Genomic DNA, 23,484 nt, shown 5'->3' on the forward strand with positions numbered 1-23,484 from the left:
CAGCGCAGCAGGGCCCGGCATCGCCGGGCCCTTTCTACATGTGCGGCCATGCCAGCGACAGCAGGATCGACACGCCCAGCCCGAGCAGCACTACGCCGGTGCCGCGCTCCAGCCACGGCAGGGCGCGCGAGAAGCGGCGCAGCACCGCCGGGTGCCCGATCAACGCCGCTACCAACAGGTCCCAGCACAGCACCACGCTGAACATCCAGCCGGCGTAGAAGAGCTTGTTGGCGGTAGGGGTGGCAGGCCCCTGCAGCATCGCCGCCAGGGCGGCGTAGAACAGCGCGTTCTTCGGGTTCAGCAGTGCCGACAGCAGCCCCATCGCGGCGGCGTTCCACCAGCTGCGGCGGGTGGATACGGTCGCAGGCGGTGCCTCACTGCCCAGGGACGACGCGTTGCTGCTGCCGGCGTGCCGAAGAAACATCACGCCCATGTACACCAGGAAGCAGCCGCCGGCCACCTGCACCGCGATGAAGCCGCCGCTGCCCGGGCGCAACGCCGCCACGCCAGCGAACGCGGCCGCGATGAACACGCCGTTGCCCAGCGCAATGCCGACGCAAGCGCCGGTGGCGGTGCGCCAGCCCTGCGTCACGGCAGTACGTGCTACCAGGAAGAAGTCCGGCCCCGGTGACAGCAGGGCCAACAGGTGCACGGTGGCAACGACAAGAAACTGTTCCATTCACACCAGCGGGGTCGGGCACGGGCAGCAAGTGTGTCCGGGCCGGCGCGCGCGGTATTGAACGAAATTGCGCGCTCAGCGCCGGTATTGGCCCGGCGTGGCGGCCGTATGCGCCTTGAACATGCGCTGGAAATGGCTCTGGTCGGAAAAGCCCAGCCCGTGCGCGATGGCGGCGAGCGCGTCACCGTCGCGCAGCTGCAGGCGTGCGCGCTGGATGCGCTGGTCCATCTGCCAGGCATGCGGGGTCAGCCCGGTGGCGCGGCGGAAGGCGCGGATCAGCTGATAGCGGCTCATTCCCACCCGCCGCGCCAGGTCGTCCAGCGGCGGGGTGTGTGCCAGGTCCTGGCGCAGTTGCGTGGTTACCGGCGCAAGGCGGCGTTGCAACGCTGCTTGATCAATCGTGTCCTCGAGGGCATCCCCTTGTGCAGGGTCAAGATCACCGATGAACGCAACCAACGCGGCATCCTTGGCTTCCATGGCAGCGCTGGAGAACAGCAGCGCGTTGAGGTCGCAGAACTGGCGATAGCGCGCCGGGTCATCGCAGACGCGGACCGCTTCCATACCGACCTCGTTGCCGGCGGGCGCGGGCATTTCGTTACGGACCGCGTGCACCCAGTGGGCATCCAGATGCAGCATCTGGTAGTTCCAGCCCTGGCCGGGCAGGGGATTGCAGGCGTGCACGCGCCCGGCAGGCACCACCACCACGCAGCCCGGCTGCAGCACGCGTGGACCGTCGGCTGCACCGCTGAAGACACTGCCGCCTGCATCCACGGCACCGACCGAGAACGTGGCATGGCTGTGCGCGCGGTAACAGGCACGGCTCGCGCAGGCACGTCGGCTTTCGACGTGGGGCATGCGCGGATCTCGCCAGAATTCGGTGGTGGCAGGCACGGGATGGGGGGGCGGCGGGGGGACGGGAAGCATGCCATGCGGCGCGTGCGCCTGCCGGACGCTGCCGATGCGGTCTGGCAGCTGCGGGAAGCGGGCGGGTATGCTGCGACGCTGCCATTGCCTGTGTGGCATGGACAAGGAGCCTGATGATGAACGTTGCATACCGTCCTGCCGTACCGGCCGATGCCGCGGCCTGCATCGACCTGCGCGGACGCACGCGCGAGAACGCGTTTTCCGCCGCGCAGCTGGCCGCGCTTGGCATCACCGTGGACAGCTGGGCCGCAGGCATCGCCCAAGGCGGCTTTCCGGGGCACGTGGCCGAGGCCGACGGCGGCATGGTGGGCTACTGCTTCGGCGATCGCGACAGTGGCGAGATCATCGTGCTGGCGCTGCTGCCGGCATGGGAAGGCAAGGGCATCGGCAAGGCGCTGCTGGCGCGGACGGTGGACGACTTCCAGGGCTGGGGTTTCGAACGCCTGTTCCTGGGTTGCGCTGCCGACCCTGGCGTGCGTTCGCATGGCTTTTACCGGCACCTGGGGTGGCGGCCGACCGGCGAGATCGACGATCTGGGCGATGAAGTGCTGGAACTGCATCTGCGCGGGTGACCGCGACGCCGCCCGGGGACAACCGCTTCCCCGCATGCGCGTGTAGGGACACCACGCGTTGGTGAGGGCGCGCAACGTGCATCCCGGTTTGCCCGCAACGGTCGCGCGACGCTGGCGGCCGTTCCGGGAGGATGCCGATGCGAAAGGTCCGTTGTCGATCCACGTTGCGCCCCCGCTGGTGGTGGGTGCTTGTCCTGTTGCCGGTGCCCGCGATGGCGGCGCCATCACCCCCGCCGGCACCCGCGCCGCAGGTCCAGCAGATCCATAAATGCCGGGTCGCCGGGGTGGCCACGTTCCAGCGCCACGCCTGCGCCGACGGGCAGGCCGAGCAGGCGTGGGAAGTGGACGTGGTGCCGGCACAGCGCCAGCATGCGGCCCGGATCGAGGCGATCCGGCGAGAACTGGAGGCACGCAAGCGCGCGCTGGAACTGCAACGCAGGCCGCTGGTCGATCCGCGTCCGCGGCGCGGCAGCAGCCCGCCACGGCGGCGGACGCGCGCGCCGCGCGACGCCCTTATCGCGCTGCATCATCAGCCGCGTGCCTGCGCCAAGGCGAAGCGCCAGCGCGAAGCTGCGTACCGGAAGGCCGGCATGGCGCGCAGTCTCGCCCTCAGCCGACGCATGGACGACGCGGTGTTCGATGCGTGCCGCTGAGCCCGCCCAGACCCTACCGGGTGGGCTGCGCCATCAGGTAGCGCGCCAGCGCATCGAAGGCGGGCAGGGTGGTGGGGTCGTTGGCGCTGTTGCCGGCCACCGGATGCGACCCGAAGCGGGCGATCACCACCTTGGCCGCAGGATCGATATACAGGGCCTGGCCGTGCACGCCGCGCGCCATGTAGGCGCCGTGTGCGTTGTGGCTCACCCACCACATGCCGCGATAGCTCCAGCCCGGCAGCAGGGGATAGCCGGCCTTGGCGAAGGCGCGCCTGTCACCGCCGGCCCGGATGCGCGCGATGGCGGCCGCGGGTACGACCTGTTCGCCATTGCTGCGCCCGTCCTGCAACAGCATCTGGCCCAGCCGGGCCATGTCACGCAGCCCGGCATTGAAGCCGCCACCGGCGAACGGCGTGCCGCTGGAATCGACGGTGTAGTAGGCGTCCTGCTCGGCACCCAGACGGGTCCAGATACGCTCGGACAGCAGCGTGGATACGGGTTTGCCGGTACGCCGCGCGATGATCCAGCCCAGGGTGTCGGTGTTGATCGTCTTGTAGCCGAACGCCTCGCCGTGGCGCCCCTGTTTCTGCACGGTCTGCAGGTAATCGTAGTAGCTGCGTGGACCGGTGTAGCCCGGGGCAGGCGGCAGCGTGCTGCCGGCGGCGGCGTACTGCCAGACTTCGGCGTTGGGGTCGGCGTAGTCTTCGCTGTAGCGCAGGGCGGTGGTCATCTCCAGCACCTGCTTGACCGTGGCATCGCCGAACGCGCTGTGCGCGAGTTCCGGAATGATCGCACCGACGGTGTCGTTCTCATCCAGCACGCCTTCGGCGACCAGCATTTCGCCGAGCAGGCCGGTGATCGATTTGGTGACGGACATCGCGCCGTGCTGGCCATCGGGCTGCAGGCAGCCGGCGTAGCGTTCGTACACCACCACGCCGTCGTGCAGCACGATGATGCCGTCGGTGTAATTGGCCTGCAGCGATTGCGCCCAGGTCATGCGGGTACGCGTGTTCAAGGGCGTGAACGGCAGCGCGTCGATGGTTGCATCCAGGCGCTGTGGCAGCGGCGCCGCCGCCCCGGGCCCGCGGCTGACGCCCACGGTGGGCATCAGCTGGCGAAAGTGGCAGGCGGTCCAACGCAGCTTGGGGAACGCGAAATAGTCGCTGTCGGTGTAGCGGATGCGCTTGGCCTCCGGCGGCGGGAAGCCCTGCATCCAGCCCAACGCGCCCGGGTCGGATGCCGCGGCGTCCAGCGGTGGTGCGCCGGCGGTGGCGCCGTGGGCGGCAGGCAGCAAGGCCAGGGCACCCACCAGCGTGCATGCGGCGGCCAGCCGCCGCGGCGCGCGCGGGAAGTGCAACCGGGTGGGGATCGCCATGGCCGTGTCCTTGTGCGCTACGTCGTTCGTAGAGGCACAGGGTACTGCACCGCGCTCAGGCGCAGGCCAGGGCGCAACGGCAGCAGCAACAGCATGGGGTGTGGTGGAAAGACGCGGTGATGCCGCGCGTAGCGGCGGCAGGCTCCCTGCGGGGCAGGGAGCCGCATGGCGTTACGGGTTGCTGGATTCGCCCGTGGGCGCCGGTGCGATGGCCGGTGCGCTGCTTTCCGGCGTGGGCAACGACAACGCCGGATTGCCCTGCTGGGCCTGCAGCGCCTGGATGCGCTGGTTCAGCGCGTCGAGCTGGCTGTGCGTGCTGCGCAGGTCGGTGCTCAGCGTTACCGCCTGCTGCTTGGCCTGCTGGATCGAACTGCTGACCTGCAGCGACTGCTGCCGCTGCAGCTCGGCTTCCTGCTGCAGGCTGCGCAGGCGCTGTTCGTTGAAGGCCACGAGGTTTTCGGTGTAGCGCTTGCCGGCTTCCAGGCGCGTGGTGTCGATGTACACCTGGGCCAGTTCTTCGGTCTGCTGCACGAAGGTGCGGTACACCTTTTCGGCGTTGTCGACCGAATCGGTCTTGATCACGCGCCAGAAATCCTTGTCGTGGAACAAGGCGGCGTAATACTGCAGCGTGCTGGTGTTGAACAGCAGGCTGGCGCCGTAGCTGCCGTTGTAGGTGGTGCGCAGTTCGGTCAACTGCTTGGAATCGACCAACTGGCGCAGCTCATCCACGGTGTTGCGGACCACCGGGGCGCTGCGCGCCGGCTCGGTGGCCTCGCCCTTGGGCGCGCGCGCGGCCAGTGCCTGCGGAACCAGGCCCAGCGACAGCAGCACCAGGCTGCCCACGAGCAGGCGCTGGCGGGTGGAACCCAGGGTTTTTCTCTCTTGCATCATCAGGCCGTCCACGAGTGGCGCATCGGTGAAATTTCGTCTGTGAAAATCCAGTCCCCGCCGCAGTCTAGCGTGTCCCGCTGCGCCCTGCATCCAGCGGGCGCAGGCTGCACGGCACTCAATACACCAGCTGGGCAGGGTTGCACTGCACCGCCTGCAGGTGCACGTCGGTGCGGCCCAGTTCCAGCCCCAGCACCATCGCAAGGGTCTGGGTCAGCAGCGTGCCCACGCCGTTGAGCAGGGGCTTGAGCAACCCCTCCAGCACCGGCCGCAGCAGGGTGCACAACAAGCCGCTGCAGGCCACGCTGTTGGTGCCGGGGTCGGTGACGCTGCCGCTGCCCTGGTGGTTGTCGAGCATGCCGGACGGAGCGGTCTGCAGGTACGTAGCCAGGTTGCCCTTGACGCAGCTGTTGTAGGCCAGCAGCGTGCTGACCAGCCCGCTGCAACGGTTGATCACCAGCCCGCCCAGGACAGTGCCGAGCAGACCATCCAATACCCCGAGGCCCTGGCCGGTGACCACGGCGCGATAGCCCTCCCAGGCCGAGCCGTCCTTGTAGCAGGTCTTCAGAAGAAGCAGGCCGCAGGCGTATGGCACGCCATCCTTGACCTCCCAGTCACCGAAGGCCTCGATGCCCTGCGCCGACGAACCGTTGCGCAGCAGCGCAATGGTTTTGTCGACGTCGTACAGGCCATTGCCTGGGTTGGCCGCCTTGAGGAACTGGTCGGCCAGCTGGTTGGCGGTATCGGCGTTCCCCATGCCCTTCGATGCGGGGTTGAGCATGCCGCTGAGCACGCGCAGCAGCTCCCGGACCAGGTCGTTGACCGCCGTGCCGATCTGCGCGCCGTTGATCCACGTCGAGCCGGTCTCGCCCGGTGACAGGGTCAGCGTTTCATCATGGGTGAGCGCGTTGAGCTTGATCTGGTCATTGATCAACGGCGCGCCGAGCAGGGTCAGCAGCTGTTCGTTCTGCAGGCTGGCGTCGCACACGTTGCGCGTGGAGAACTGCGTGGCGGCATCCACCTTGCCCACGCACGCGCGCAGCACCGACGACTCCACGCGGATGGTGGCGGTGGCCGGTTGCGCGGCGCATTGCAGCCCGGTCAGGGTGCCCATGGCATTGGTCACATCGGCATACACCGGCAGGTGCAGGCGGATGCCAAGCGCGGCCAGTACCTTGCCCAGGCCCAGCGACAGCTTGTTGCTGTCGATGTCCAGCTTGACCCGCACCTGCGCGTTGTAGGCGCGCGCGCCGACGCCGCCGATGGCAATCGACGGGGGCTCGATGATGGCCGTCTGCGCCTGGACCAGGCCGAGAATGCTGAGGTTGTTGACCGCCACGCCGCGGCCCCCGTTGGCGATGCTGATACTGGTGGTGATCAGGTCCAGCGCGTTGACCTCGGCCTGCAGCGCCGCCGAGGCGGGGTCGTCGGGGGCGACGATGCTGCCGAACAGGCCGCTGCCGGCCGCGTTGCTGCCCAGCTGCAGGTTGAGCTGGTTGATATCGAGCTTGGCGGCCAGTGCGTCCTTGAGTGCGCGCATATCCACATGGGCCACACCGCTCTGGCTGAGCACGCTGGCGGTGGCATCCAGCAACTGCCCCAGCGACACCTTGTGCGCGGCCAGCAGGGCGTTGAAATCGCCGACGCTGATGTTGGCGTCCACCGGAATGCCCAGCGCCCTGAGCAGGCCGCCCGGGGTGATCTTGGCCTGGGCCAGGCCGTCGTAGCCGAGCAGGGTGGTCTGGTCGAGGTCCACCCCGACCAGTTTCAGCACACCGCCGAGCGGCGTGTTGCCGTTCACCCGCAGCAGCTGCGAGCCCACGCTGAACACCGCCAAGGGCGGCGCGCGTGTGGCCACGGCCTGTGCGCGTACCTGTGGCAACCCGTGGGTCTGGCCGAAGAACGGCAGGACCGGGCGTTCGGCGATGACCTTGACCGCGTTGACCGGCGCCGGGGCGGTGCCGATGAAATGGTCGGTGCTGGCGTGGGTGGGGTTCCACACGCCACAGCTGACCTGCAGCGTGCCGGGGAAACGGTTGGCGGTCAGTGCGTTGCTGCGCGCGGCGGCGTTGTCGGCCCGGTTGGCCGTGCACAGATCCAGCCGCTGTGCACCGGCCAGCGCGGACAGGTCGGCGATCTTCTGCACATCGCGCTTGGCCCAGTACAGGTAGCCGATCTCCACCAGGCCGAGCATCGTGACCAGGCCCAGCATCACCAGCATCATCGTCACCGACATGCCGCCGCGTTGGCGGCACGCCGGTGGCAGGACAGGGCAGGGCGGTCGCGACCGGTTCATGGGATCACTCTCCGTTGCCGGGACCAGTGACTTGCTTGCGTACGCTGGTGTCGAGGAATTCGGGGATCGGGTGGGTGAAGCTTTCCAGGTAGCGCGCGTAGCTGAGCGAGGCCTGGTCGCCCAGGATGGGCAGGCGTGGACCGGCGCTGGCGCCACTGGCCTGCAGCTGCAGCAGGGCGCGGGTGGTGTCGCCGATCTGCGGGCGCGAGGGAAGCAGCGGGGCCAACGGCGCGCTGGCGGGCAACGGCGGCAGCACCTGCCGCGATGCCGGTGGCGGCGGCGCGGTGGGGCCGGGCATCGGCGCTGCAGGCGCGACGATGGGCGGGGCGTCGCCGAGCATCTGCCCGGTCAGGGGCCGCTGCTGGGCCATCGCCCCGGCGCAGGCGAGCAGGGCGGCGGCGAGCAGCGTGGTGCGCACCGCGCAGGGAAGGGGCGTCATGGCGTGCTCTCGTTGGCGTGGTGGGTGGCGCCGAAGCGTTCCAGCATCGACGGGGCCAGGCGCGCATCGGCGCGCGTCGCCCGGGGTATGCCTGTGTTCGCCGGTGTGCGGCTGGCCGGGGTTTCAGCGGCAAGCAGGGCCGCCGGCGGCAGCGGGGTGGCGCGCGCGACGGGCGGCTGCCGCAGCTGCTGCGCCAGCCGTTGTACTTCCTGGCGCGCGGTGTCGGGCAGCGCGGCGCTGCGCATGATCTGCTCGGCCATGGCCGGGTCGTTGCGCAACAGCGCCCAGACCGCCAGGTTGGCATTGGCCTTGACGCTGCCCGGCGCCAGTTCGGCCGCCTTGGCCAAGGGCTCGCGTGCCGGTTCAAGCGCGCCAGCGCGCAGCCGGGCGAAACCGAGATCGCCCAGGTAGTCGGTGTTCAGCGGTTGCAGCTGTACGGCGCGGGCCAGGCTGGCCTCGGCCTGCGCGGCGTCGCCGGCGCGTGCGGCGATCAGGCCCAGACCGTGCCAGGCGGCCGCGCCCTGCGGGCCGCTGGCCAGGCTGGTGTAGAGCGCACGCGCGGCGTCGGTCTGCTGGGTTTCGCGCAGCGCATCGGCCTGCAGCAGGCGCAGCGCAGGGCTGTCGCCGTAGCGCAGGCGGTAGGCCTCCACATGCGCCAGCGAGGCGTAGTACGCGCCTTGGCGCTGCATCTGCCCGATCAGGTCCAGGTACATGCGCTTGTCGTCCTGGGGCGGCGTGTCCAGCGGCGCCAGGCTGAGCGGGTCGGGCTTGTAGGCGTTGCGAGCGGACCCGCAGGCGGTGCACACCGCCACGGTGATGAGCAGTACGGCGCAGTGGCGGAATTGGATCGGCATGGTGGTCACCCCAGACGGTTCACGGCATTGGCCAGGGCGATGATCGCCGGGCCCGACAACACCAGCATCAGCGCTGGCAACAACGTCAGCATCATCACGATGGTCATCTTCACCGAGAGCTTGCCCACCTTTTCCTTGAGCGCGGAACGGCGCTGTTCGCGCAGGCGCACGCTGAACTGTCGCAGCGGCTCCTGCACCGCGCCGCCGTGCTCGTGTACCTGCAGCATCAGCTGCACCAGGCTGCGCAGGTCTTCGTCGCCGAAGGACTCGGCCAGGCGGCGCAGCGACTGCTGGCGGCTGCGGCCGTGCATGTAGGCGATGTTGGCCTGCTGGATTTCACGTCCCAGCACCGGGATCGCGCTGCGCAGCTTGTCGCCCAGCGTCTGCAGGCTCTGGTCCATGCTGAAGCCCACGCCCTGCAGCAGGCGCAGCAGGTCGATGAGCAGCGGCAGTTCGGCCGATACCCGCCGGCGCAACCGCGTGGCCCAGGCGCGCAGCGCGAACTTGGGCAGCAGCACGCCGGCGCCGAGCGCGGCCCCCATCACCACCACCCGGCTCAGCCCGTCGCCGTCGTAGAACATCGCGGCCAGCAGCAGGCCGGCCAGCGCGATCAGCAGGCGCAGGGCCAGGAACGTGGCGGTGCCGACCCGCGTGTGCCACCCGGCCTGGTCGAGCAGCAGGCGGTCTTCCGCGGCCAACAGCGCCGCTTCGATGCGGCCGCCGTTGAAGCGCTCGCCCAGCGTGGCCAGCCAGGCCCAGCCGCGCGGCGCGGCGGCCACTGGTGGTGGCGTGCCCGATTCGGCCGGCGCGCGTGGCTCGCGGCTGCGCAGCGCGCCCTGCAGGGTGGCGGCGGTGCGCTGCTGCTGGCCGCTGAGCCACAGCCCGGCAATGCCGAGCAGGCCCACGCCCAATGCGAGCAGCAGCAAGGCCACGATGAGCAGCGTGCTGGCGCTCATAGCGAGCGCGCCAGGCGATACAGCAGGAAGCCGCCGATCAGTTCCATCACCAGCGCCGCGCCGAGGATGCGGTGGCCCAGCGGCACCTCCAGCACCGGTGCGAAAAAGTCCGGGCTGGCAATGGCCATCAGCAGCGCCGACAGCGGCGGCAGCAGGCCGAGCACCCACGCCGACATGCGTGTTTCGGAGGTGGTGGCCATCAGTTCCTGGCGGGCCTGGTCGACATCGCGCATGAAGTCGCTCATGCGCTGCAGGATCTGGTCCGAGCGTCCGCCGATGCGGATGCTGACCCCCAGCACCACGGCCAGGACGTCCAGCACGTCAAGCCGGTAGGGCTGCGCGGCCTGGCTCAGGGCGCGGTCCAGGTCGAGCCCGCTGCGGGTGCCCGACAGCGTGTCATCGAGCAGCCCGCGCAGCGGCATCGGCACCTGCTGGCTGGCGGTCTGGAAGGACATCTGCAGGCTGTTGCCGAGCGCGGTCAAGCGCACCAGGTTGTCCAGGAAGTCGGGAAGTTGGCGCAGCAGGCGGCGCTGCAGGCCCAGGATGCGCCGCGAGATCCACAGCCCCAGCAGCAATGCGCACAGCCCCAGGGTGATCGGCCACATCCACGCGGTGCCGATGCGCGCCGCCGCAGCCCAGCCCAGCAGCGTCGCTCCCAGCAGCCACAGGATCGGCAGACGCCAGCCGGTGCGCAGCGCGGCGCGTTGCAGCAGCGCATCCCACGGCAGGCCACCGGCGCGGCGGGTGCCGGTGGGTAGTGCGGTCGGTGCCGCGGGACGCGCCGGCATGCCGGCCAGTTGTGGCGTGGCCGGCGTGGCGGCCAGCCGTTGTTCGGTGTGCTGCAGCGAGGCGCGCAGGCGTTCGCGCCGGGCCGCGCCCATCCACAGCTCGATGGCCACGGCCACCAGCACCAGGATCGCACTGCACAGCAGCAGCACCGTGGTCATGCTCAGTAGCCTCCGTCCAGTGCCTCGCGCAGCTGCCGCCGGAACGGTTCGAGCTTGTGCGAATGCGGGTGGAAGCCGAGCCCGATCCAGCGGTCGATCTCCTTGCCGTCGGCATCGATCTGGATTTCGTGGCGGAACATTTCCTGGGTGCTGATCAGGTTGTCGCTGACCCCGGTGATTTCCGTGATGGACACCAGCACGCGGCGGCCACTGCCAAGGCGCGAGATCTGCACGATGAAGTCGATCGCGCTGGCGATCTGCCGGCGCAGGCTGTCTTCGCTGCCCTGGAAACCGGCGAAGCCGGCCAGCATCTCGATCCGGTACAGGCAGTCACGCGGCGAGTTGGCATGGATGGTGGCCATCGAGCCGTCGTGGCCGGTGTTCATGGCCTGCAGCATTTCCAGCACTTCGGCGCCGCGCACCTCGCCCACCACGATGCGGTCCGGGCGCATGCGCAGGCTGTTGCGCACCAGGTCGCGGATGCTCACCGCGCCTTGACCGTCCGCGCCGCCGATGCGGCTTTCCAGACGCACCACGTGCGGGTGGTTGAGCGAAAGCTCGGCGGTGTCTTCCACGGTGATGACGCGTTCGTCGGCCGGAATGTAGCTGGCCAGCGCATTGAGCAGCGAGGTCTTGCCCGAACTGGTGCCGCCGGAGACCAGGATGTTGCAGCGGCCCAGTACCAGGGCATGCAGCAGCGCCTGCATGGGGCGGTCGAAGGTGCCCATGCGCAGCAGTTCGTCGGGGGTGAACGGGTCCTTGCGGAACTTGCGGATGGACACCATGGGACCATCCACCGCCAGCGGGGAGATGATCGCGTTGAGGCGCCCGCCGTTGGGCAGGCGCGCATCCACCATCGGGTTGGACTCGTCCAGCCGGCGCCCCAGCGGCGCCAGTATCCGCCGCAGGATCCGCAGCAGGTGGCTGTCGTCGCTGAAGCGCTGTGGCGCGCGCAGCAGGCGGCCACCCTGGGACACGTGGATGTCCTTGTAGCCGTTGATCAGGATGTCTTCGATGCTGGGATCGTGCAGCAGGTCGTCGAGCGGGCCGAACCCGGTCAGCTCCTTGACCAGCGCCGCGGCCACCACCTCCATTTCCGATTCGTTGACCGGGATGCGCCACTCCTGCACGAAGATGGCGGTCTGGGTGTGCACGTAGCGCGCCACCGTGTCCGGCGCCCAGGCATCGATGTCGATGCGTTCGTCTTCGATGCTGTTGAGCAGGTGCTCATGGGCGGCGACCAGTACCTTCTGGTACTCGTCGGACTGGGCAAACGGGGTGACCACGGCATCGGCCATGGTGCCGGCGTCGGCACGGGCATGCGGCGGCGCGAACGGCATCACTTTGTCTTCCATGGGAGACCACTCAGGCGGAGGACGAGTTTTTCCCGCCAGCCACGCGGCAGGACGCCGGCGAGTGCCGGGTCCAGTCGCGCCAGCAGCGGGGTGAGGGCACGCAGGTACGGGTCGCGCGGGGCATCCTGCAGCAACAGGTGGCCGTGGTTGGCACTGGCGCGCAGGCGATTGCAGTCGGGCAGGGTGGCCAGCAGCGGCAGGCTGAAGCGCTCGGCGATCTGCTGGGGCGCCAGGCCACCGCCTTCGTCGTGCCGGTTGATCACCAGCTGCAGGCGGCCGTCGCGCACGCCCAGTGCCTCCAGCTGTTTCAAGGCCAGGTCCAGCGACACCAGCGTGCCGATGGCCTGATCGGCCACCAGCCAGATTTCATCGGCGCTGTTGAGCAGCGAGCGCGGGATCTGCCGCACGGGCGCACCACCGACGTCGCACAACACGCTTTCGAACACGCCGCGCAGGCGCTGCACCAGCACGGCCGGGTCGGCGATGGGGCCGGCTTCGCTGCCCGCCGGCTGGCCGAGCAGGGCCAGGCCACCGGGGTGGCGGGTCATGGCGGTGCGGACGAAAGTGGCATCGATGCGGGTGGCGTTGCGCAGCGCATCGTTGTAGTGGAACTGGCTGTCCAGGTTGAGATACAGCGCGGCGTCGCCGGCCGGCAGGCCGAGGTCGAGCAGCAGCAGGCTGTTGTCGGGCGGGGCCGGGTCCGCGTTCGCGGTGGGCGGGGCCACCGGATGGCCCAGCTGCTGGGCCAGCACGCCCACGTGCGCGGCCAGGGTGCTGCTGCCCACACCGGCGCGGACGCCCAGCACCAGCACCAGGCGCGCCTTGCGGGCTGTCTCGGGCGCCACGCTGCGCACGCCGGGGGTGCTGCCGGCGCGGCGCAGCACTGCGTCGATGTCGGCGGTGGATGCGTCCAGGTCGAGGATGTCGCGAATGCCGGCGCGCAGCGCCGCCACGACGCCGTCGAGTTGATCGTTGGCGGTGGAGCCGACCGCTACCAGCGGCAGGTCGGGCAGGGTGCGTTGCAGGTGGCGGGTCAGGTCGGTCGTGGCGCTGGCCTGCTCGTGCCGGAAGTCGAGCAGCACCACGCAGGCACCGGTGCGGCGGTGCACGTCCAGCGATGTGATCGACTCGCGGCTGTCCTCCCAGTGCACGCGGGTGCCGGGCGGCAGCTTGGCGCCGAGCACGTCCAGCAGGCTGCGGTCAGGCGCGACCAGTACCAGGCTCACCGGCGGCGCCATCGGTTGCAGCAGGTGGAGGGTGGCGGTAGACATGCGGGCTGGGCTCCTGGCATCGGGTCAGCGCGAGAAGCCGGGCAGCTGGTCCGACGAGGCCGGGCTGAGCAGCCACGCGCCCCAGACCGGCAGGTTGGGCTTGACCTCGCGGTCGCCCGGCAGCGGCACCACCGTGTTGCGGGCCAGCGGCTGCACCAGCCGTGGGGTGACGATGATCACCAGCTCCTTTTCCTCGCGCTTGTAGTTCAGGCTCCGGAAGAACGCGCCGATGATCGGCAGGTCGCCCAGCAGCGGAATCTTGTCGACGCTGGAGCTGACCGTGTTGCTGACCAGCCCGCCGATGATGAAGGTTTCGCCGTCGCCCAGCTCCACCGTGGTATCGGCGCGACGGGTAGTGATCGACGGGATCTGCACGCCGTTGTAGGAGATGCCCGCGGCGTAGTTCAGATCGCTGGCTTCGGGGGCCACCTTGAGCGCGATGCGGTCGGGGCCGAGCACGGTCGGGGTAACCGTCAGGCCGATGCCGAACGGCTTGAAGGTGACCGTGGTGGTGCCCAGGCCCTGCGGCTCCAGGATCGGCAGTTCGCCGCCGGCCAGGAAGCTGGCGCTCTGCCCGGACAGGGCCACCAGGGTGGGCTCGGCCAGCACGCGGGCCATGCCGTTGTTCTGCAGCAGGTCGATGTTGGCGTCCCAGCCGTGGGTGAGCGATTTGAACACCAGGCCGAACGCGGACGACAACGGATTGGTGATCACCACATTGTCCGGGCTGGTGCCCGGGTCGGTGGCCGGCGGTACGCCCGGCAGCGTGCCACCCGGGCGGGTGATGCCGTAGAAGAAGCCGTTGCTGCCGCTGAAATTCTTGTTGGCAAAGCTCATGCCGATCTGGCGCAGCACCGACTTGTTGAACTCCACCACCTTCACGTCCACCTGCACCACACCGCCGCTGGCGATGGTGGACACATCCGCGAGTTGACCCTCTTTGCCCAGGGCCATGGTCGCCGCCTTGCGGCTCTGCTCATGGTCCAACAGGCCTGCCGCACTCCCTTGCAGCAGGCCCTGGCCATCCTGCAGCGTGAGCTGCAGGTCCCCCGACGGTGGCAGCGCCCCCTGGATTGCGCTGCGCACTTCGATCTGCATCCGCTGCGGCTCGCTCTGCTGGCGCCGCCACAGCAACAACGTGGTGGTCCCTGGCGCCTTGCCCACCAGCAGCGCCTGGCGCGGTCCCCGCAGCATCACCACATCGGCGACCCCCGGATCGGCGATGGCGACCCGGTCCAGGTCGGCCGGCAACGTCCACGGGCGCTGTTCGCGCGTCTGCAGCACCACATCGGCGTTGGCCATGCCCACCACCGGGCAGATGCCCAACACCAGCAACAGCAGCAGGCGGGTCGGCCAGTGGCGGGAACGGTGCAGGCGGGCAGGGCGTTGGGTCATGGAAAGTCTCGGCATGGCTCAACGCGAGCCGCTGTGGGAGGAAACATCGCCGCGGATGATTTCGACACCGCGGTCCAGACGCGGTGCCTGGCGCGGCGCACTGGCGCGTACCGGTGCGGGCGCCCGGGCCGGGCGTGTGCTGCGGCCGGCCAGTGCGTCGCTGTCGATGCCGGCGTAGGCGTCGTTTTCGGGAGACTGCAGCGCGAGCCGCTGTTCAGGGCTCAGCTCGCGCCGTGCATCCAGCACGCCGCCGGGCTGGGCGAACAATTCCTGGTCGGGTTGGCCCACATCGGCCGGGTTGCGCAGCGCCAGGAACAGGCGACCCTGCTGTGCGCCCAACAACAGGCGGTTGGCCTCGGCGACCGGCACCGCCAGAACCGCGCTGCGCACCGGTGCGCTGGTGCTGGTGCTGCTGGTGGACGATGCGCTGCCCTGGATGTCCTGCGCGCGGGCGTCGGTGCTGGCCTCGCTGGCGGTGTCGGTGGGCGCGGCCTGGCCCGGTGCGGTGTCTGCGGCGCCGTAGCTGAGCACCCGCATCCGCGACAACAACAGGCGTGCCTGCGCCTGGCCCTCGGTGCCCATGCCCTGCGGCGCGCGCAGGTTGAGGAACACGTCGACGTAATCGCCCGGCAGGATCCGGTTGCCCGCGGCCACCAGCTCATCCACCGGCACTGCAAGGGCGCGCTCGCCCGGATTGAGCCGCAGCGCGTAGCCGCGTGCCATCAGCGCACTGTTGAGTGCGGTACCTGCGGCAATGGCGTGCACGGGCACGGCGCCGGTGGCCTCGGCGATGCTGGCGTAGCCGCCCTGCGGTGCCTGCGGCGCGCTGCCGATGCGCAGGTCGGCGGCGCTGATGGGTCGGCCCGCGGGCAGCTCGCCCGCCGCTTCCACCACCGGCCACTGTTGCGGCTGGCCAGCCACCTGCGGCGCGGCCACCACGGTGGGGGCGGCACGCCGACTGACAAGGAAGGCCACCACCGCCAGCAGCAGGGCCAGCGCGATCAGTGCCACGGCGGCAATGCGGGTCAGCTTGAGCATGCAACAGCCTCCACGGCGTCGGTGCGGCGCATCACGGTGTACCCAGGTCGAGCTGGGCCACGGCGGTGCTGCGGATGGGTTCGGTGATCAGCCAGCCATACACCCGGCCGGTCCCGGGCAGGAATGGCTTGCTGCGGTAGTCGTAGCTGACCGACACCTGCATGCATTGCGCGCTGGCCAGGCCCGCGCACGGCGCAGGCGCACTGACCACGATCGGCGGCGCGCCAGCGGTGCTGCAGCTGGCCTGTTGCCCGGCAAAGTTCAACAGCCATTGCATCGAGCGTTGCGCCGCCTGGCAGGCGGCCACACGGCGTTCATTGGGGCTGGCATAGCGCAGCGAGGCGCGCGCGCCTTCGGCCGATGCCAGGGAAAGGGTCTGCTGGGCGGCCATGATCATCACCCCGGTGTAGGTCAACAGCAGCAGCGGGACCACGCCGAGGATCAGCATGAACGCAAATTCGAGCGTCACCACGCCACGTTGCGGTGAGCGTTGGCGATGCAACCGTGCGTACGCGGTCATGACGATGCTCCATAGGTGCCGTAGGCAATGAAACCCACGGTGGCAAAGGCCAGGTACGCGGCATAGGGAATGCCGGCGCGCCCCTGGCGCGATGCGTGGATCTGGCGCACGAACGGCCGTGCCTGCCACTGCGCCTGTGCACGTGCATGCAGCCATTGCATGCGCAGCGGCAACGTTGTGCGCAGGCCGGGCGCCAGCAGTACGCAGCCCGCGTGCGCGCCGGCCAGCAGGCTGCTCACCACCCAGATCGGCAGCAGGGCCGGCATCCCCAGCAGCAGGCCCAGCACCGCGAAGTACTTCACGTCCCCGGCACCCATCCAGCCCAACGCATAGAACGGCAGCAGGGCTGCCAGTCCCACCACCGCGCCGGCCAGATGCATGCCGGGAAACGGTGCCCCGCGCACCGCCCACATCCACAGCAACCCGCCCAGGCCAGCCACGCCCACGCACAGCAACCAGCGATTGGACACGCGCCGGGCGTACAGGTCGCTGATGGCGACCTGTGCACTCAACAACACAGCCAGTACGGGCAGCAGTGACATCCGAGGGCTCCTCCATGGCGCATCGAACACGGGGTGCGGGGCACACCGTTGGCGTCGCCGCAGGCGCGGGCCTGCGGTCGTCCATTGACCGGGTGAAGCGAAGGTCAGCCGGTGCCGGGGGTGGTCGGGGCGCTGCCGCCGGCGCTGTCCACCAGCGTCTTGAGCTTGGTGAACAGCGTAGTGAACATCTCGTTGAGGCCGGTGCGCGCGGCAACCACGAGGACGCCGGCGATCACGGCGGCGAGAATGCCGTACTCGAGCGCGGTGACACCATCTTCTTCAGCGAGAAACGTGCGGATTGAGGCTTTCATGACGGTCTACTCCCTGTTCCGTTCAATCGATTGGACTGCCTGCATGTGGATGGTGCGTCCCGGCTCCGCCGGGTCCATCCCGTAATCTGCGCGATCCCTGCGCAGGGGGCGGCTGCCGAAGCAGCCGCCGGCCTACCTGGATGCGTCCAGGGCGGCCGGGTTCGGATGGCGGGGAGCAGGCGGCAACGACAGGCGCGGCGTGATCGCCTGCGCATGCGGGGAAGAGAACAGCCACGTAGCAACGAGCGTCTGCATAGAGATCCCCCTGTCGTACATTCCCGGTTTCCGCCACGGAGCTGCCGGGTGATGCCTGCCGCAATGATCGGCGCCAACAAAGTCCTTCAATACACATAAACGGCAGGCGTGGTTCGAACTTGAGTGCCTGCACTTTCACCCGTTATTCAAGCCGGGTGTTTGACAACCATTTAATGTTTATAAAGTGAAAGGGATGTGTTTATAGGGTGAAGCGAAGGTGATGACGGTTTTTTGACGCATTCCGCGCTCAATTGCAGGCGTTTGCGGGCGTAGCGCGCGCATGCCGATGCAATTGCCGGCGGCGGGTTTACCGCGCGCCCAGTTCATGCATACTTGCCGAAAATGCGCATCGATAATACGGCGGTAATCCGATCCGGTCGCGCAGATACACTGTTCATGTAGTCGTTGTGTCTGCGCAATTGCGCGGGCCGGAAAGTTCAGACGCCATGTGGCGTTTATTGGCGGCAACAGGAAGAAGCACGGGCAGCGGCGATGGCTGCCCGCATCCAGGCCAACGGGGGCATCACTGTCATGGTTGATGGTGCAGTGGACGGCAATGCAGGCGAGCACGGCGCGCTTCGGTCGCATGACCTGGCCACGCTGAGCGCGGTGCTGCGCGTCTGTGACCTGGAGACCGTGCTGCTGGATGGCAATGGCCCACGGGCGGCACTGCACTCGCGCGTGCACGACGAAGCGTTGTTCCTTGCCGCGCACTGCGGCTTCCACTTCCGCGGCCGCTTCATGCTGCCGCAGGACTGGTGCCTGCTTGGGTTCATCCACGCCACCGACGAGGCGCAGAGCTGGTGCCACGGCATTCCACTCAGTGCCGGCATGGTGGTGACCGTGCTGCCGGAAGGCATCAGCGAATTCACCTTGAGCGCAGGCACGCGGCTGAGCCTGCTGCTGGCGCCGATGCAGCGCGTGCAGCGCAAGCTGACCGCACTGAGCCTGCGCAGCACGCTGCCGTCCGGCCAGGCGTTGTCGCTGTTCAATCCCGACGTCTCGCGCGCCGGCTCCAGCCTGGTCGAACGCTACACGGGGCTGCACGCCACGCTTGCCGACCCCGGCGCGGCACTGGCCGCAGACGCGGTCGAATCGCTGCTGCACGACCACATACAGGCCTTGCTGGGGGCGGGTAATGAAGATCGCCCGTCCAACAGCCGGGCACGGCGCGCGCACTACCTGATCGCGCAGCGTGCGGAGAATTTCATGCGGCTCAATCTGCGTCGCTATATCTACATGCATGAAATCTGCGACGCGGCCGGGGTCAGCGAGCGCGCACTGCGCTATGCGTTTGAAGACCTGTTTGGCACCTCGCCGAACCGGTACCTGTCGATGCTACGGCTGTGCGCGGCATGCCGTGGGCTGTCCATGGCCGATTCCAGCCGCAAGTCGGTCAAGGCGGTGGCGTTGAGCTGCGGCCTGTGGGATCTCTCCCGTTTTGCCGACAATTATCGTCGGGTATTCGGTGAGCTGCCGCGCGACACCCTGATGCGTGCGCCGGCGCAGATCGGCAGCCCGGCCTGACCACGGCGGCCATCGCCGCCGCCTGCAGCTCCCCCCGCAATGCACGTTTCCGGCAATCTGCCGGAATTGCGCATGCCACTGCCGGTTTTCGTTCTTGTCTTGCCGGAACGCACGCAGGTGCTGCCGGAATGAAGTGCCCCAGCGACGACGTGGCGACTGTAATGACATCCAAGTGCCAACAGGCATGGATGCAGTCCACATCGTTCGTACACGGGGGAATACCTGATGAACCGTATCTTTCGACTCGTATGGAGCCACCGGCTGAATGCCCTGGTGGTCGTCTCGGAAGTGGCCACCTCGCGTGGCAGCCTGGTGGCCGGCCCGGTGGTGGTGCACCTGAAGGTGCCGCTGTCGATGCTGTCGATGGGCCTGGCGCTGGCCCTGTGCAGCGGAACGGCGTGGGCAGGTGAGAGCCAGACCCGCAGCGATCTGGATGCGCTGACCAACAAGTACGCGCCCCTGCCGGTCAAGGTGGACGCCGAGGCCGCGCTGGCCGCGATGGTGCGCACTGGCGACAGCACGCCGGCGTTGAGCGCGGCAGCCAACGTCAACCTCAACCTGGGACTCGGCAAGCCCGCCGCCGCCACCTCGGCGCAGGCGGCCGTGGACGTGGGGGTCAAGGTCAAGGCGGCGCTGCCGCGGCAGCTGGCGGCGCCGGAGCGCGCAACGCCGGTGGCGGCGCATGCGGCCGTGCACGCCGACGTTGGCGCGGCCGTGGTCGTCGCCGCCCCGAAACTGGCCGCCACCGTCGTGGCCGATGCCACGGTGGCGCTGGGCAGCAATGAAACGGTCAGCGAGGGCATCGACGATGCCATCACCTCCACGTTGGCCACCGGCGTCGCCGGCGGGGTCAAGGTGGATGCACTGGCCCATGCCGTGGTGGTGGCCGACCGCAACCAGAAGCTGGTGGATGCCAATGCCGCGGTGTCGCAGACCAGTTCCTTGGCGTTGTCACCGACCGCGGCGTCCGGCGGGTTGCTGGGCGGCGTGGGCGATCTGCTCGGCGGCGTCGGCAATACGCTGGGCAATGTGGTCGGCGGCGTGAGCAACACCGTGGGCAACGTGGTCGGCGGGGTCAGCGACACGCTCGGCAACGTGGTGGGCGGCGTGGGCAGCACGGTCGGCAATGTCGTGGGCGGTGTGGTGGGCGGGGTGTTCCCGGCACCGACGTCGCTGCCGCCGGGCCATCCCAAGGCCCCAGCGGCGCCGGACCCCGATGCCGGGCTGATCATCGGCACCGGCGGCCTGGTCGGTTCGCTGTCGACCCTGGTCGGCCCGACCGCGCAGGGTCTGCTGGGTGGGGACGGGTACGTGCGCAACGGCAAGCTGGCCGTCAGCAGTGCCAACGTGATGCAGACCTACTCGGTCACCAACGTGCTGGGCGTGCCGCTGGTCAACCTGACCCCGGTGGGCACCCTGCTCAACGGGCTGGGCGGCGCCACCACGGGGGGGAGCTCGCACCTGACGCTGATCGGCGGGGTCACCTCGGACAGCTACATCTACAACATCAACAACGGCAACCCGAACGGGTTGCTGGGCCTGCTGCTGCCGGACCAGGCGCCGGGTTGGTCCAACACGTGCGTGGACCTGCTGGTGGCCAGTGTGGATTGCTGGGCCGTCAACGCCGCGCAGGACTACCAGGTGCTGGTCGGTGACGGTGCGTATGCCAACGGTTCGCGCGAAGTGGTGATCGGTGCCAACGCCCGCCACGAGCTGGCCAAGGTGGATGCCAACGTGGCGTTCCCCGGCGCAGGCCAGAACGACCCGAACGATCCGACCGGCGTGCCCACCGCCGACTATGCCGCGCGCATGGGCCATTCGGTGGTGGTCGGCGACAGTGCCATGGGCACGGCCAACGGCCAGGTGCTGCTCGGTGCCGAAGCCACCTCCAGCCAGGCCAACAGCGTGGCGCTGGGCTATCGCACGGTGGCCAACCGCGGTGCACAGGCGAGCTACAGCGCCTACGGGCTGACTGCGCCGCAGGTGTCGGCCGGTGAAGTATCGGTCGGCTTTGCCGGCGGCGAGCGGCAGATCACCAACGTCGCGGCCGGCAGCGCGGCCACCGATGCGGTCAACGTGCGTCAGCTGCAGGGCGCGATCAACCAGATCGACGCGCTGGACGTGTTCGCGGTGACCTACGACGATGACGGTGCCGGCGGCGCCAATTACCGTCGCATCACCCTGGGCGGCGGCACCGGCACCACCACGCTGGCCAACCTGGCCCCGGGCGCGATCGGCGCAGCCAGCACCGAAGCGGTCAACGGCGCGCAGCTGTTCGCCAGCAACCAGGCCATCGTCGACTACTTCGGCGGGCTGACTGCCTTCGACCCGGCCACCGGCGCCTGGACCGCGCCGAGCTTTGCCATCACCACGGTCTCCAACAGCGGCGCCATCGCCCCGGGCGTGTACGACAACGCCACCGATGCCTTCTCGGCCGTGGACGGTTCGCTGGTCAACCTCAACACGCAGATCACCGACATCCGCAACGGGGTGGGCAGCCGGTTCCTGAAGATCAACTCGACCGGGCTGGACGCCACGGCCACTGGTGCCGACAGCATCGCAGTGGGCACCGGTGCCACGGCGATGGCGGCCAATGCCATTGCCGTGGGTGCTGGCGCCATGGCCGATCGCGATGGCACGGTGTCGGTCGGAGCGGTGGGCAGCGAGCGCCAGGTGGTGAACGTGGCCGCCGGTACGCAGGCTACCGACGCGGTCAACATGGGCCAGATGCTGGCCTCCGAAGCAGGCGCGCTGCGCTATGACGAAAATCCCGACGGCAGCGTCAATTACGCCAGTGCCACGCTTGGCAACGGCACCGGCACCACCAGCCTGCGCAACCTGCGGGCCGGTGCAGTCAGTGCCATCAGCACGGAGGCCATCAACGGCGCCCAGCTGTTCGACGCCAGCCAGGCGCTGGCCACGCACCTGGGTGGCGGTGCAGCGGTCGACGCCAACGGGGTGATCACGGCGCCGACCTACACCATCAACGCGGTGTCCAGCACCGGCCAGGTGACCCCGGGCGACTACAACGACGTGGGCAGTGCCTTCGATGCGGTCAGCCAGTCGCTGGCCAACGTGGCCGACCAGACCGACGCGGTGGACAAGCTGGCGGTGAAGTACGACGTGGACGGCGCGGGCAACGCCACCGACAGCATCACCCTGACCGGCAGCGGCGTCGGCGCGGCGGTGGCGCTGACCAACCTGGCCGACGGCAGTGTGCTGGCCGGCAGCCGCGACGCGGTGACCGGCAACCAGCTGTTCCAGACCAACAATGCCCTGGTCGGCTACTTCGGCGGCACCACCAGCTTCGACCCGACCACCAACATCTGGACCGCGCCGACCTTCAGCATTTCCTCGATCGCCACCGACGGCAGCGTGCTCAGCAATGACTACAGCAACGTCACCGTGGCCTTCGCCGCGGTGGACAATTCGCTGCTCAACCTCAACACCCGCATCGACCAGATCCAGCCGGGTGCGGGCAGCCCGTTCGTGCAGGTCAATTCGACCAAGGCCGCTGCCAGTGCCACCGGCGCCGACAGCATCGCGATCGGTCCGCTGGCCTCAGCCAGCGGCAGCGGCAGCACCGCGATCGGCGATGGGGCGACCGCCAGTGCCGACAACAGCGTGGCGCTGGGCAGTGGGTCGGTGGCCAGCGTCGGCGCGCAGAGCGGCTACACCGGCGCGTTCGGCGCGGCCGGCGGCAGCAGTTCGGCCGGCGAAGTGTCGGTGGGCAGCACCGGCGGCGAACGCAAGGTCACCCATGTGGCCGACGGCTCCGAGCGCTACGACGCGGTCAACGTGGGCCAGCTGCAGAACGGCGTGAACTACGCCATTGACCAGTCCAAGGCCTACACCGACACCCAGATCAACAACATCAACAACGGCACGTCGGGCATGTTCCAGGTCAACAACAGCAACAACCTGGCGGCCCCCGCAGCGACCGGGGCCAATGCGGCCGCCGGGGGTGCCGGCTCCAGCGCCGCCGGTGCCAACAGCACCGCACTGGGCAACGGGGCCAGTGCACAGGGTAGCAACACGGTGGCCCTGGGCGCCGGGTCGGTGGCCACGCGCGACAACACGGTGTCGGTGGGCAGCGCCGGCGCGGAGCGCCAGATCACCAACGTCGGCGACGGCTCGGCCGCCACCGATGCGGTGAATGTGCGGCAGCTGCAGGCATCGCAGCAGGGCACCATCCGCTACGACAGCAACGTCAACGGCACCACCAACCTCAACAGCGTCACCCTGGGCAGCACCAGCACCGGGCCGACCACCGTGCGCAACGTCGCGGCCGGCACCGCCGGTACCGACGCGGTCAACGTGGACCAGCTGCGTGCCGGCATGAACCAGACCCTGGACTGGTCCAAGGCCTATACCGACGAGCGGTTCGATTCGTTCGACCGCAACCTGCGCCGTACCGACGACCGTGCCTCGGCCGGCGTAGCCGCGGCGATGGCGGTGGCCGGGCTGCCGCAGCCGTACGAGGCCGGGCGCAGCATGGCCGCGGTGGCTGCCGGCAGCTACAACGGTGAGTCCGGCGTGGCAGTGGGCATCTCCGGGGTATCCGAGGGCGGCCGGTGGATCTACAAGGTCGCCGGGACCACCAACAGCCGTGGCGAAGGCGGGGTGTCGGTGGGTGCGGGCATCCAGTGGTGAGCACGCCGTACTGAACCGTTCGCAGTGATTCGTT

21 protein-coding genes are annotated in these 23,484 nt (G+C 69.2%); 4 read left to right on the plus strand and 17 right to left on the minus strand.

The annotated features are described in order from the left end of the window. Window positions 1-34: 34 nt before the first annotated feature. Together DX03_RS08975 and DX03_RS08980 are read right to left on the minus strand one after the other, a co-directional pair. A complete protein-coding gene (locus tag DX03_RS08975; protein ID WP_038688066.1) occupies window positions 35-679 on the minus strand; it encodes a LysE family translocator in 645 nt (214 codons plus the stop codon). 75 nt (window positions 680-754) lie between these two features. After that, the gene (locus DX03_RS08980) at window positions 755-1,534 is read right to left on the minus strand and encodes a helix-turn-helix transcriptional regulator (protein WP_244880209.1); all 780 of its coding nucleotides are present in this window, start codon (window positions 1,532-1,534) and stop codon (window positions 755-757) included. A 185-nt stretch (window positions 1,535-1,719) separates the two neighbouring features. On the opposite strand from DX03_RS08980, the gene DX03_RS08985 reads away from it, so the two are divergent. Beyond that, the gene (locus tag DX03_RS08985; protein WP_038692147.1) at window positions 1,720-2,175 is read left to right on the plus strand and encodes a GNAT family N-acetyltransferase; all 456 of its coding nucleotides are present in this window, start codon (window positions 1,720-1,722) and stop codon (window positions 2,173-2,175) included. 137 nt (window positions 2,176-2,312) lie between these two features. Continuing rightward, a complete protein-coding gene (locus tag DX03_RS08990; protein ID WP_185753513.1) occupies window positions 2,313-2,828 on the plus strand; it encodes a hypothetical protein in 516 nt (171 codons plus the stop codon). A 13-nt stretch (window positions 2,829-2,841) separates the two neighbouring features. Here the strand turns inward: DX03_RS08990 and DX03_RS08995 are convergent, their stop codons facing one another. The 15 genes from DX03_RS08995 to DX03_RS21165 all read right to left on the minus strand — a co-directional run bounded on the left by DX03_RS08995 (window position 2,842) and on the right by DX03_RS21165 (window position 17,840). Next, window positions 2,842-4,203 (minus strand): serine hydrolase domain-containing protein, encoded by a 1,362-nt coding sequence (locus DX03_RS08995; RefSeq protein ID WP_081797204.1) that lies wholly within the window; start codon window positions 4,201-4,203, stop codon window positions 2,842-2,844. 171 nt (window positions 4,204-4,374) lie between these two features. After that, window positions 4,375-5,091 carry a DUF2968 domain-containing protein gene (locus DX03_RS09000; RefSeq protein ID WP_051598985.1) on the minus strand — a complete coding sequence of 239 codons (717 nt, stop codon included), beginning with the start codon at window positions 5,089-5,091 and terminating at the stop codon, window positions 4,375-4,377. A 118-nt stretch (window positions 5,092-5,209) separates the two neighbouring features. Further along, window positions 5,210-7,327 carry a TadG family pilus assembly protein gene (locus DX03_RS09005; RefSeq protein ID WP_244880210.1) on the minus strand — a complete coding sequence of 706 codons (2,118 nt, stop codon included), beginning with the start codon at window positions 7,325-7,327 and terminating at the stop codon, window positions 5,210-5,212. Window positions 7,328-7,391: 64 nt separating this feature from the next. Then, window positions 7,392-7,826, minus strand: a complete 435-nt coding sequence (locus tag DX03_RS09010; protein WP_038688072.1) for a DUF3613 domain-containing protein — start codon at window positions 7,824-7,826, stop codon at window positions 7,392-7,394. Beyond that, window positions 7,823-8,680, minus strand: a complete 858-nt coding sequence (locus DX03_RS09015; protein ID WP_038692155.1) for a tetratricopeptide repeat protein — start codon at window positions 8,678-8,680, stop codon at window positions 7,823-7,825. The genes DX03_RS09010 and DX03_RS09015 overlap by 4 nt, the downstream gene beginning before the upstream one ends. A 5-nt stretch (window positions 8,681-8,685) precedes the next feature. Next, window positions 8,686-9,636, minus strand: coding sequence for a type II secretion system F family protein (locus tag DX03_RS09020; protein ID WP_038688074.1), 951 nt, complete (start codon window positions 9,634-9,636; stop codon window positions 8,686-8,688). Continuing rightward, window positions 9,633-10,583 (minus strand): type II secretion system F family protein, encoded by a 951-nt coding sequence (locus tag DX03_RS09025; RefSeq protein ID WP_038688076.1) that lies wholly within the window; start codon window positions 10,581-10,583, stop codon window positions 9,633-9,635. The genes DX03_RS09020 and DX03_RS09025 overlap by 4 nt, the downstream gene beginning before the upstream one ends. Before the next feature lie 2 nt (window positions 10,584-10,585). After that, window positions 10,586-11,938 (minus strand): TadA family conjugal transfer-associated ATPase, encoded by a 1,353-nt coding sequence (locus DX03_RS09030; protein WP_038688078.1) that lies wholly within the window; start codon window positions 11,936-11,938, stop codon window positions 10,586-10,588. Continuing rightward, complete coding sequence (locus DX03_RS09035) at window positions 11,923-13,209, minus strand: fimbrial protein (protein WP_038688080.1); 1,287 nt, start codon at window positions 13,207-13,209, stop codon at window positions 11,923-11,925. Before DX03_RS09035 ends, DX03_RS09030 begins: the two co-directional genes overlap by 16 nt. 24 nt (window positions 13,210-13,233) lie before the next feature. Beyond that, entirely contained in the window at window positions 13,234-14,604 is a 1,371-nt protein-coding gene (locus tag DX03_RS09040; RefSeq protein ID WP_081797205.1) for a type II and III secretion system protein family protein, read from the minus strand. An 18-nt stretch (window positions 14,605-14,622) separates the two neighbouring features. Further along, window positions 14,623-15,642, minus strand: coding sequence for a Flp pilus assembly protein CpaB (cpaB, locus tag DX03_RS09045; protein ID WP_038688084.1), 1,020 nt, complete (start codon window positions 15,640-15,642; stop codon window positions 14,623-14,625). A 31-nt stretch (window positions 15,643-15,673) separates the two neighbouring features. After that, window positions 15,674-16,162: a TadE/TadG family type IV pilus assembly protein gene (locus DX03_RS09050; RefSeq protein WP_038688085.1), complete on the minus strand. Its 489-nt coding sequence runs from the start codon at window positions 16,160-16,162 to the stop codon at window positions 15,674-15,676. Further along, window positions 16,159-16,704 carry an A24 family peptidase gene (locus DX03_RS09055; protein ID WP_038688087.1) on the minus strand — a complete coding sequence of 182 codons (546 nt, stop codon included), beginning with the start codon at window positions 16,702-16,704 and terminating at the stop codon, window positions 16,159-16,161. Before DX03_RS09055 ends, DX03_RS09050 begins: the two co-directional genes overlap by 4 nt. Before the next feature lie 104 nt (window positions 16,705-16,808). Then, a complete protein-coding gene (locus DX03_RS09060) occupies window positions 16,809-17,015 on the minus strand; it encodes a Flp family type IVb pilin (protein ID WP_038688089.1) in 207 nt (68 codons plus the stop codon). A 432-nt stretch (window positions 17,016-17,447) separates the two neighbouring features. Then, window positions 17,448-17,840: a hypothetical protein gene (locus DX03_RS21165; protein WP_185753329.1), complete on the minus strand. Its 393-nt coding sequence runs from the start codon at window positions 17,838-17,840 to the stop codon at window positions 17,448-17,450. Between DX03_RS21165 and DX03_RS09065 the strand changes: the two genes are divergently transcribed. Continuing rightward, a complete protein-coding gene (locus DX03_RS09065; RefSeq protein ID WP_038692157.1) occupies window positions 17,802-18,797 on the plus strand; it encodes an AraC family transcriptional regulator in 996 nt (331 codons plus the stop codon). The genes DX03_RS21165 and DX03_RS09065 overlap by 39 nt on opposite strands. A 225-nt stretch (window positions 18,798-19,022) precedes the next feature. Next, complete coding sequence (locus DX03_RS09070) at window positions 19,023-23,450, plus strand: YadA-like family protein (RefSeq protein WP_038688091.1); 4,428 nt, start codon at window positions 19,023-19,025, stop codon at window positions 23,448-23,450. Window positions 23,451-23,484 lie beyond the last annotated feature (34 nt).

It is taken from the genome of Stenotrophomonas rhizophila (genome assembly GCF_000661955.1).
In the GTDB taxonomy this organism is placed as follows: Bacteria; Pseudomonadota; Gammaproteobacteria; order Xanthomonadales; family Xanthomonadaceae; genus Stenotrophomonas; species Stenotrophomonas rhizophila.

What these genes read in the sequence shown, in the direction of transcription:
- DX03_RS08975 (WP_038688066.1), bottom strand. Translation starts at nt 679, where the DNA reads ATGGAACAGTTTCTTGTCGTTGCCACCGTGCACCTGTTGGCCCTGCTG.
- DX03_RS08980 (WP_244880209.1), bottom strand. Translation starts at nt 1,534, where the DNA reads ATGCCCCACGTCGAAAGCCGACGTGCCTGCGCGAGCCGTGCCTGTTAC.
- DX03_RS08985 (WP_038692147.1), top strand. Translation starts at nt 1,720, where the DNA reads ATGAACGTTGCATACCGTCCTGCCGTACCGGCCGATGCCGCGGCCTGC.
- DX03_RS08990 (WP_185753513.1), top strand. Translation starts at nt 2,313, where the DNA reads ATGCGAAAGGTCCGTTGTCGATCCACGTTGCGCCCCCGCTGGTGGTGG.
- DX03_RS08995 (WP_081797204.1), bottom strand. Translation starts at nt 4,203, where the DNA reads ATGGCGATCCCCACCCGGTTGCACTTCCCGCGCGCGCCGCGGCGGCTG.
- DX03_RS09000 (WP_051598985.1), bottom strand. Translation starts at nt 5,091, where the DNA reads ATGCAAGAGAGAAAAACCCTGGGTTCCACCCGCCAGCGCCTGCTCGTG.
- DX03_RS09005 (WP_244880210.1), bottom strand. Translation starts at nt 7,327, where the DNA reads ATGTCGGTGACGATGATGCTGGTGATGCTGGGCCTGGTCACGATGCTC.
- DX03_RS09010 (WP_038688072.1), bottom strand. Translation starts at nt 7,826, where the DNA reads ATGACGCCCCTTCCCTGCGCGGTGCGCACCACGCTGCTCGCCGCCGCC.
- DX03_RS09015 (WP_038692155.1), bottom strand. Translation starts at nt 8,680, where the DNA reads ATGCCGATCCAATTCCGCCACTGCGCCGTACTGCTCATCACCGTGGCG.
- DX03_RS09020 (WP_038688074.1), bottom strand. Translation starts at nt 9,636, where the DNA reads ATGAGCGCCAGCACGCTGCTCATCGTGGCCTTGCTGCTGCTCGCATTG.
- DX03_RS09025 (WP_038688076.1), bottom strand. Translation starts at nt 10,583, where the DNA reads ATGACCACGGTGCTGCTGCTGTGCAGTGCGATCCTGGTGCTGGTGGCC.
- DX03_RS09030 (WP_038688078.1), bottom strand. Translation starts at nt 11,938, where the DNA reads ATGGAAGACAAAGTGATGCCGTTCGCGCCGCCGCATGCCCGTGCCGAC.
- DX03_RS09035 (WP_038688080.1), bottom strand. Translation starts at nt 13,209, where the DNA reads ATGTCTACCGCCACCCTCCACCTGCTGCAACCGATGGCGCCGCCGGTG.
- DX03_RS09040 (WP_081797205.1), bottom strand. Translation starts at nt 14,604, where the DNA reads ATGACCCAACGCCCTGCCCGCCTGCACCGTTCCCGCCACTGGCCGACC.
- cpaB (WP_038688084.1), bottom strand. Translation starts at nt 15,642, where the DNA reads ATGCTCAAGCTGACCCGCATTGCCGCCGTGGCACTGATCGCGCTGGCC.
- DX03_RS09050 (WP_038688085.1), bottom strand. Translation starts at nt 16,162, where the DNA reads ATGACCGCGTACGCACGGTTGCATCGCCAACGCTCACCGCAACGTGGC.
- DX03_RS09055 (WP_038688087.1), bottom strand. Translation starts at nt 16,704, where the DNA reads ATGTCACTGCTGCCCGTACTGGCTGTGTTGTTGAGTGCACAGGTCGCC.
- DX03_RS09060 (WP_038688089.1), bottom strand. Translation starts at nt 17,015, where the DNA reads ATGAAAGCCTCAATCCGCACGTTTCTCGCTGAAGAAGATGGTGTCACC.
- DX03_RS09065 (WP_038692157.1), top strand. Translation starts at nt 17,802, where the DNA reads ATGGTTGATGGTGCAGTGGACGGCAATGCAGGCGAGCACGGCGCGCTT.
- DX03_RS09070 (WP_038688091.1), top strand. Translation starts at nt 19,023, where the DNA reads ATGAACCGTATCTTTCGACTCGTATGGAGCCACCGGCTGAATGCCCTG.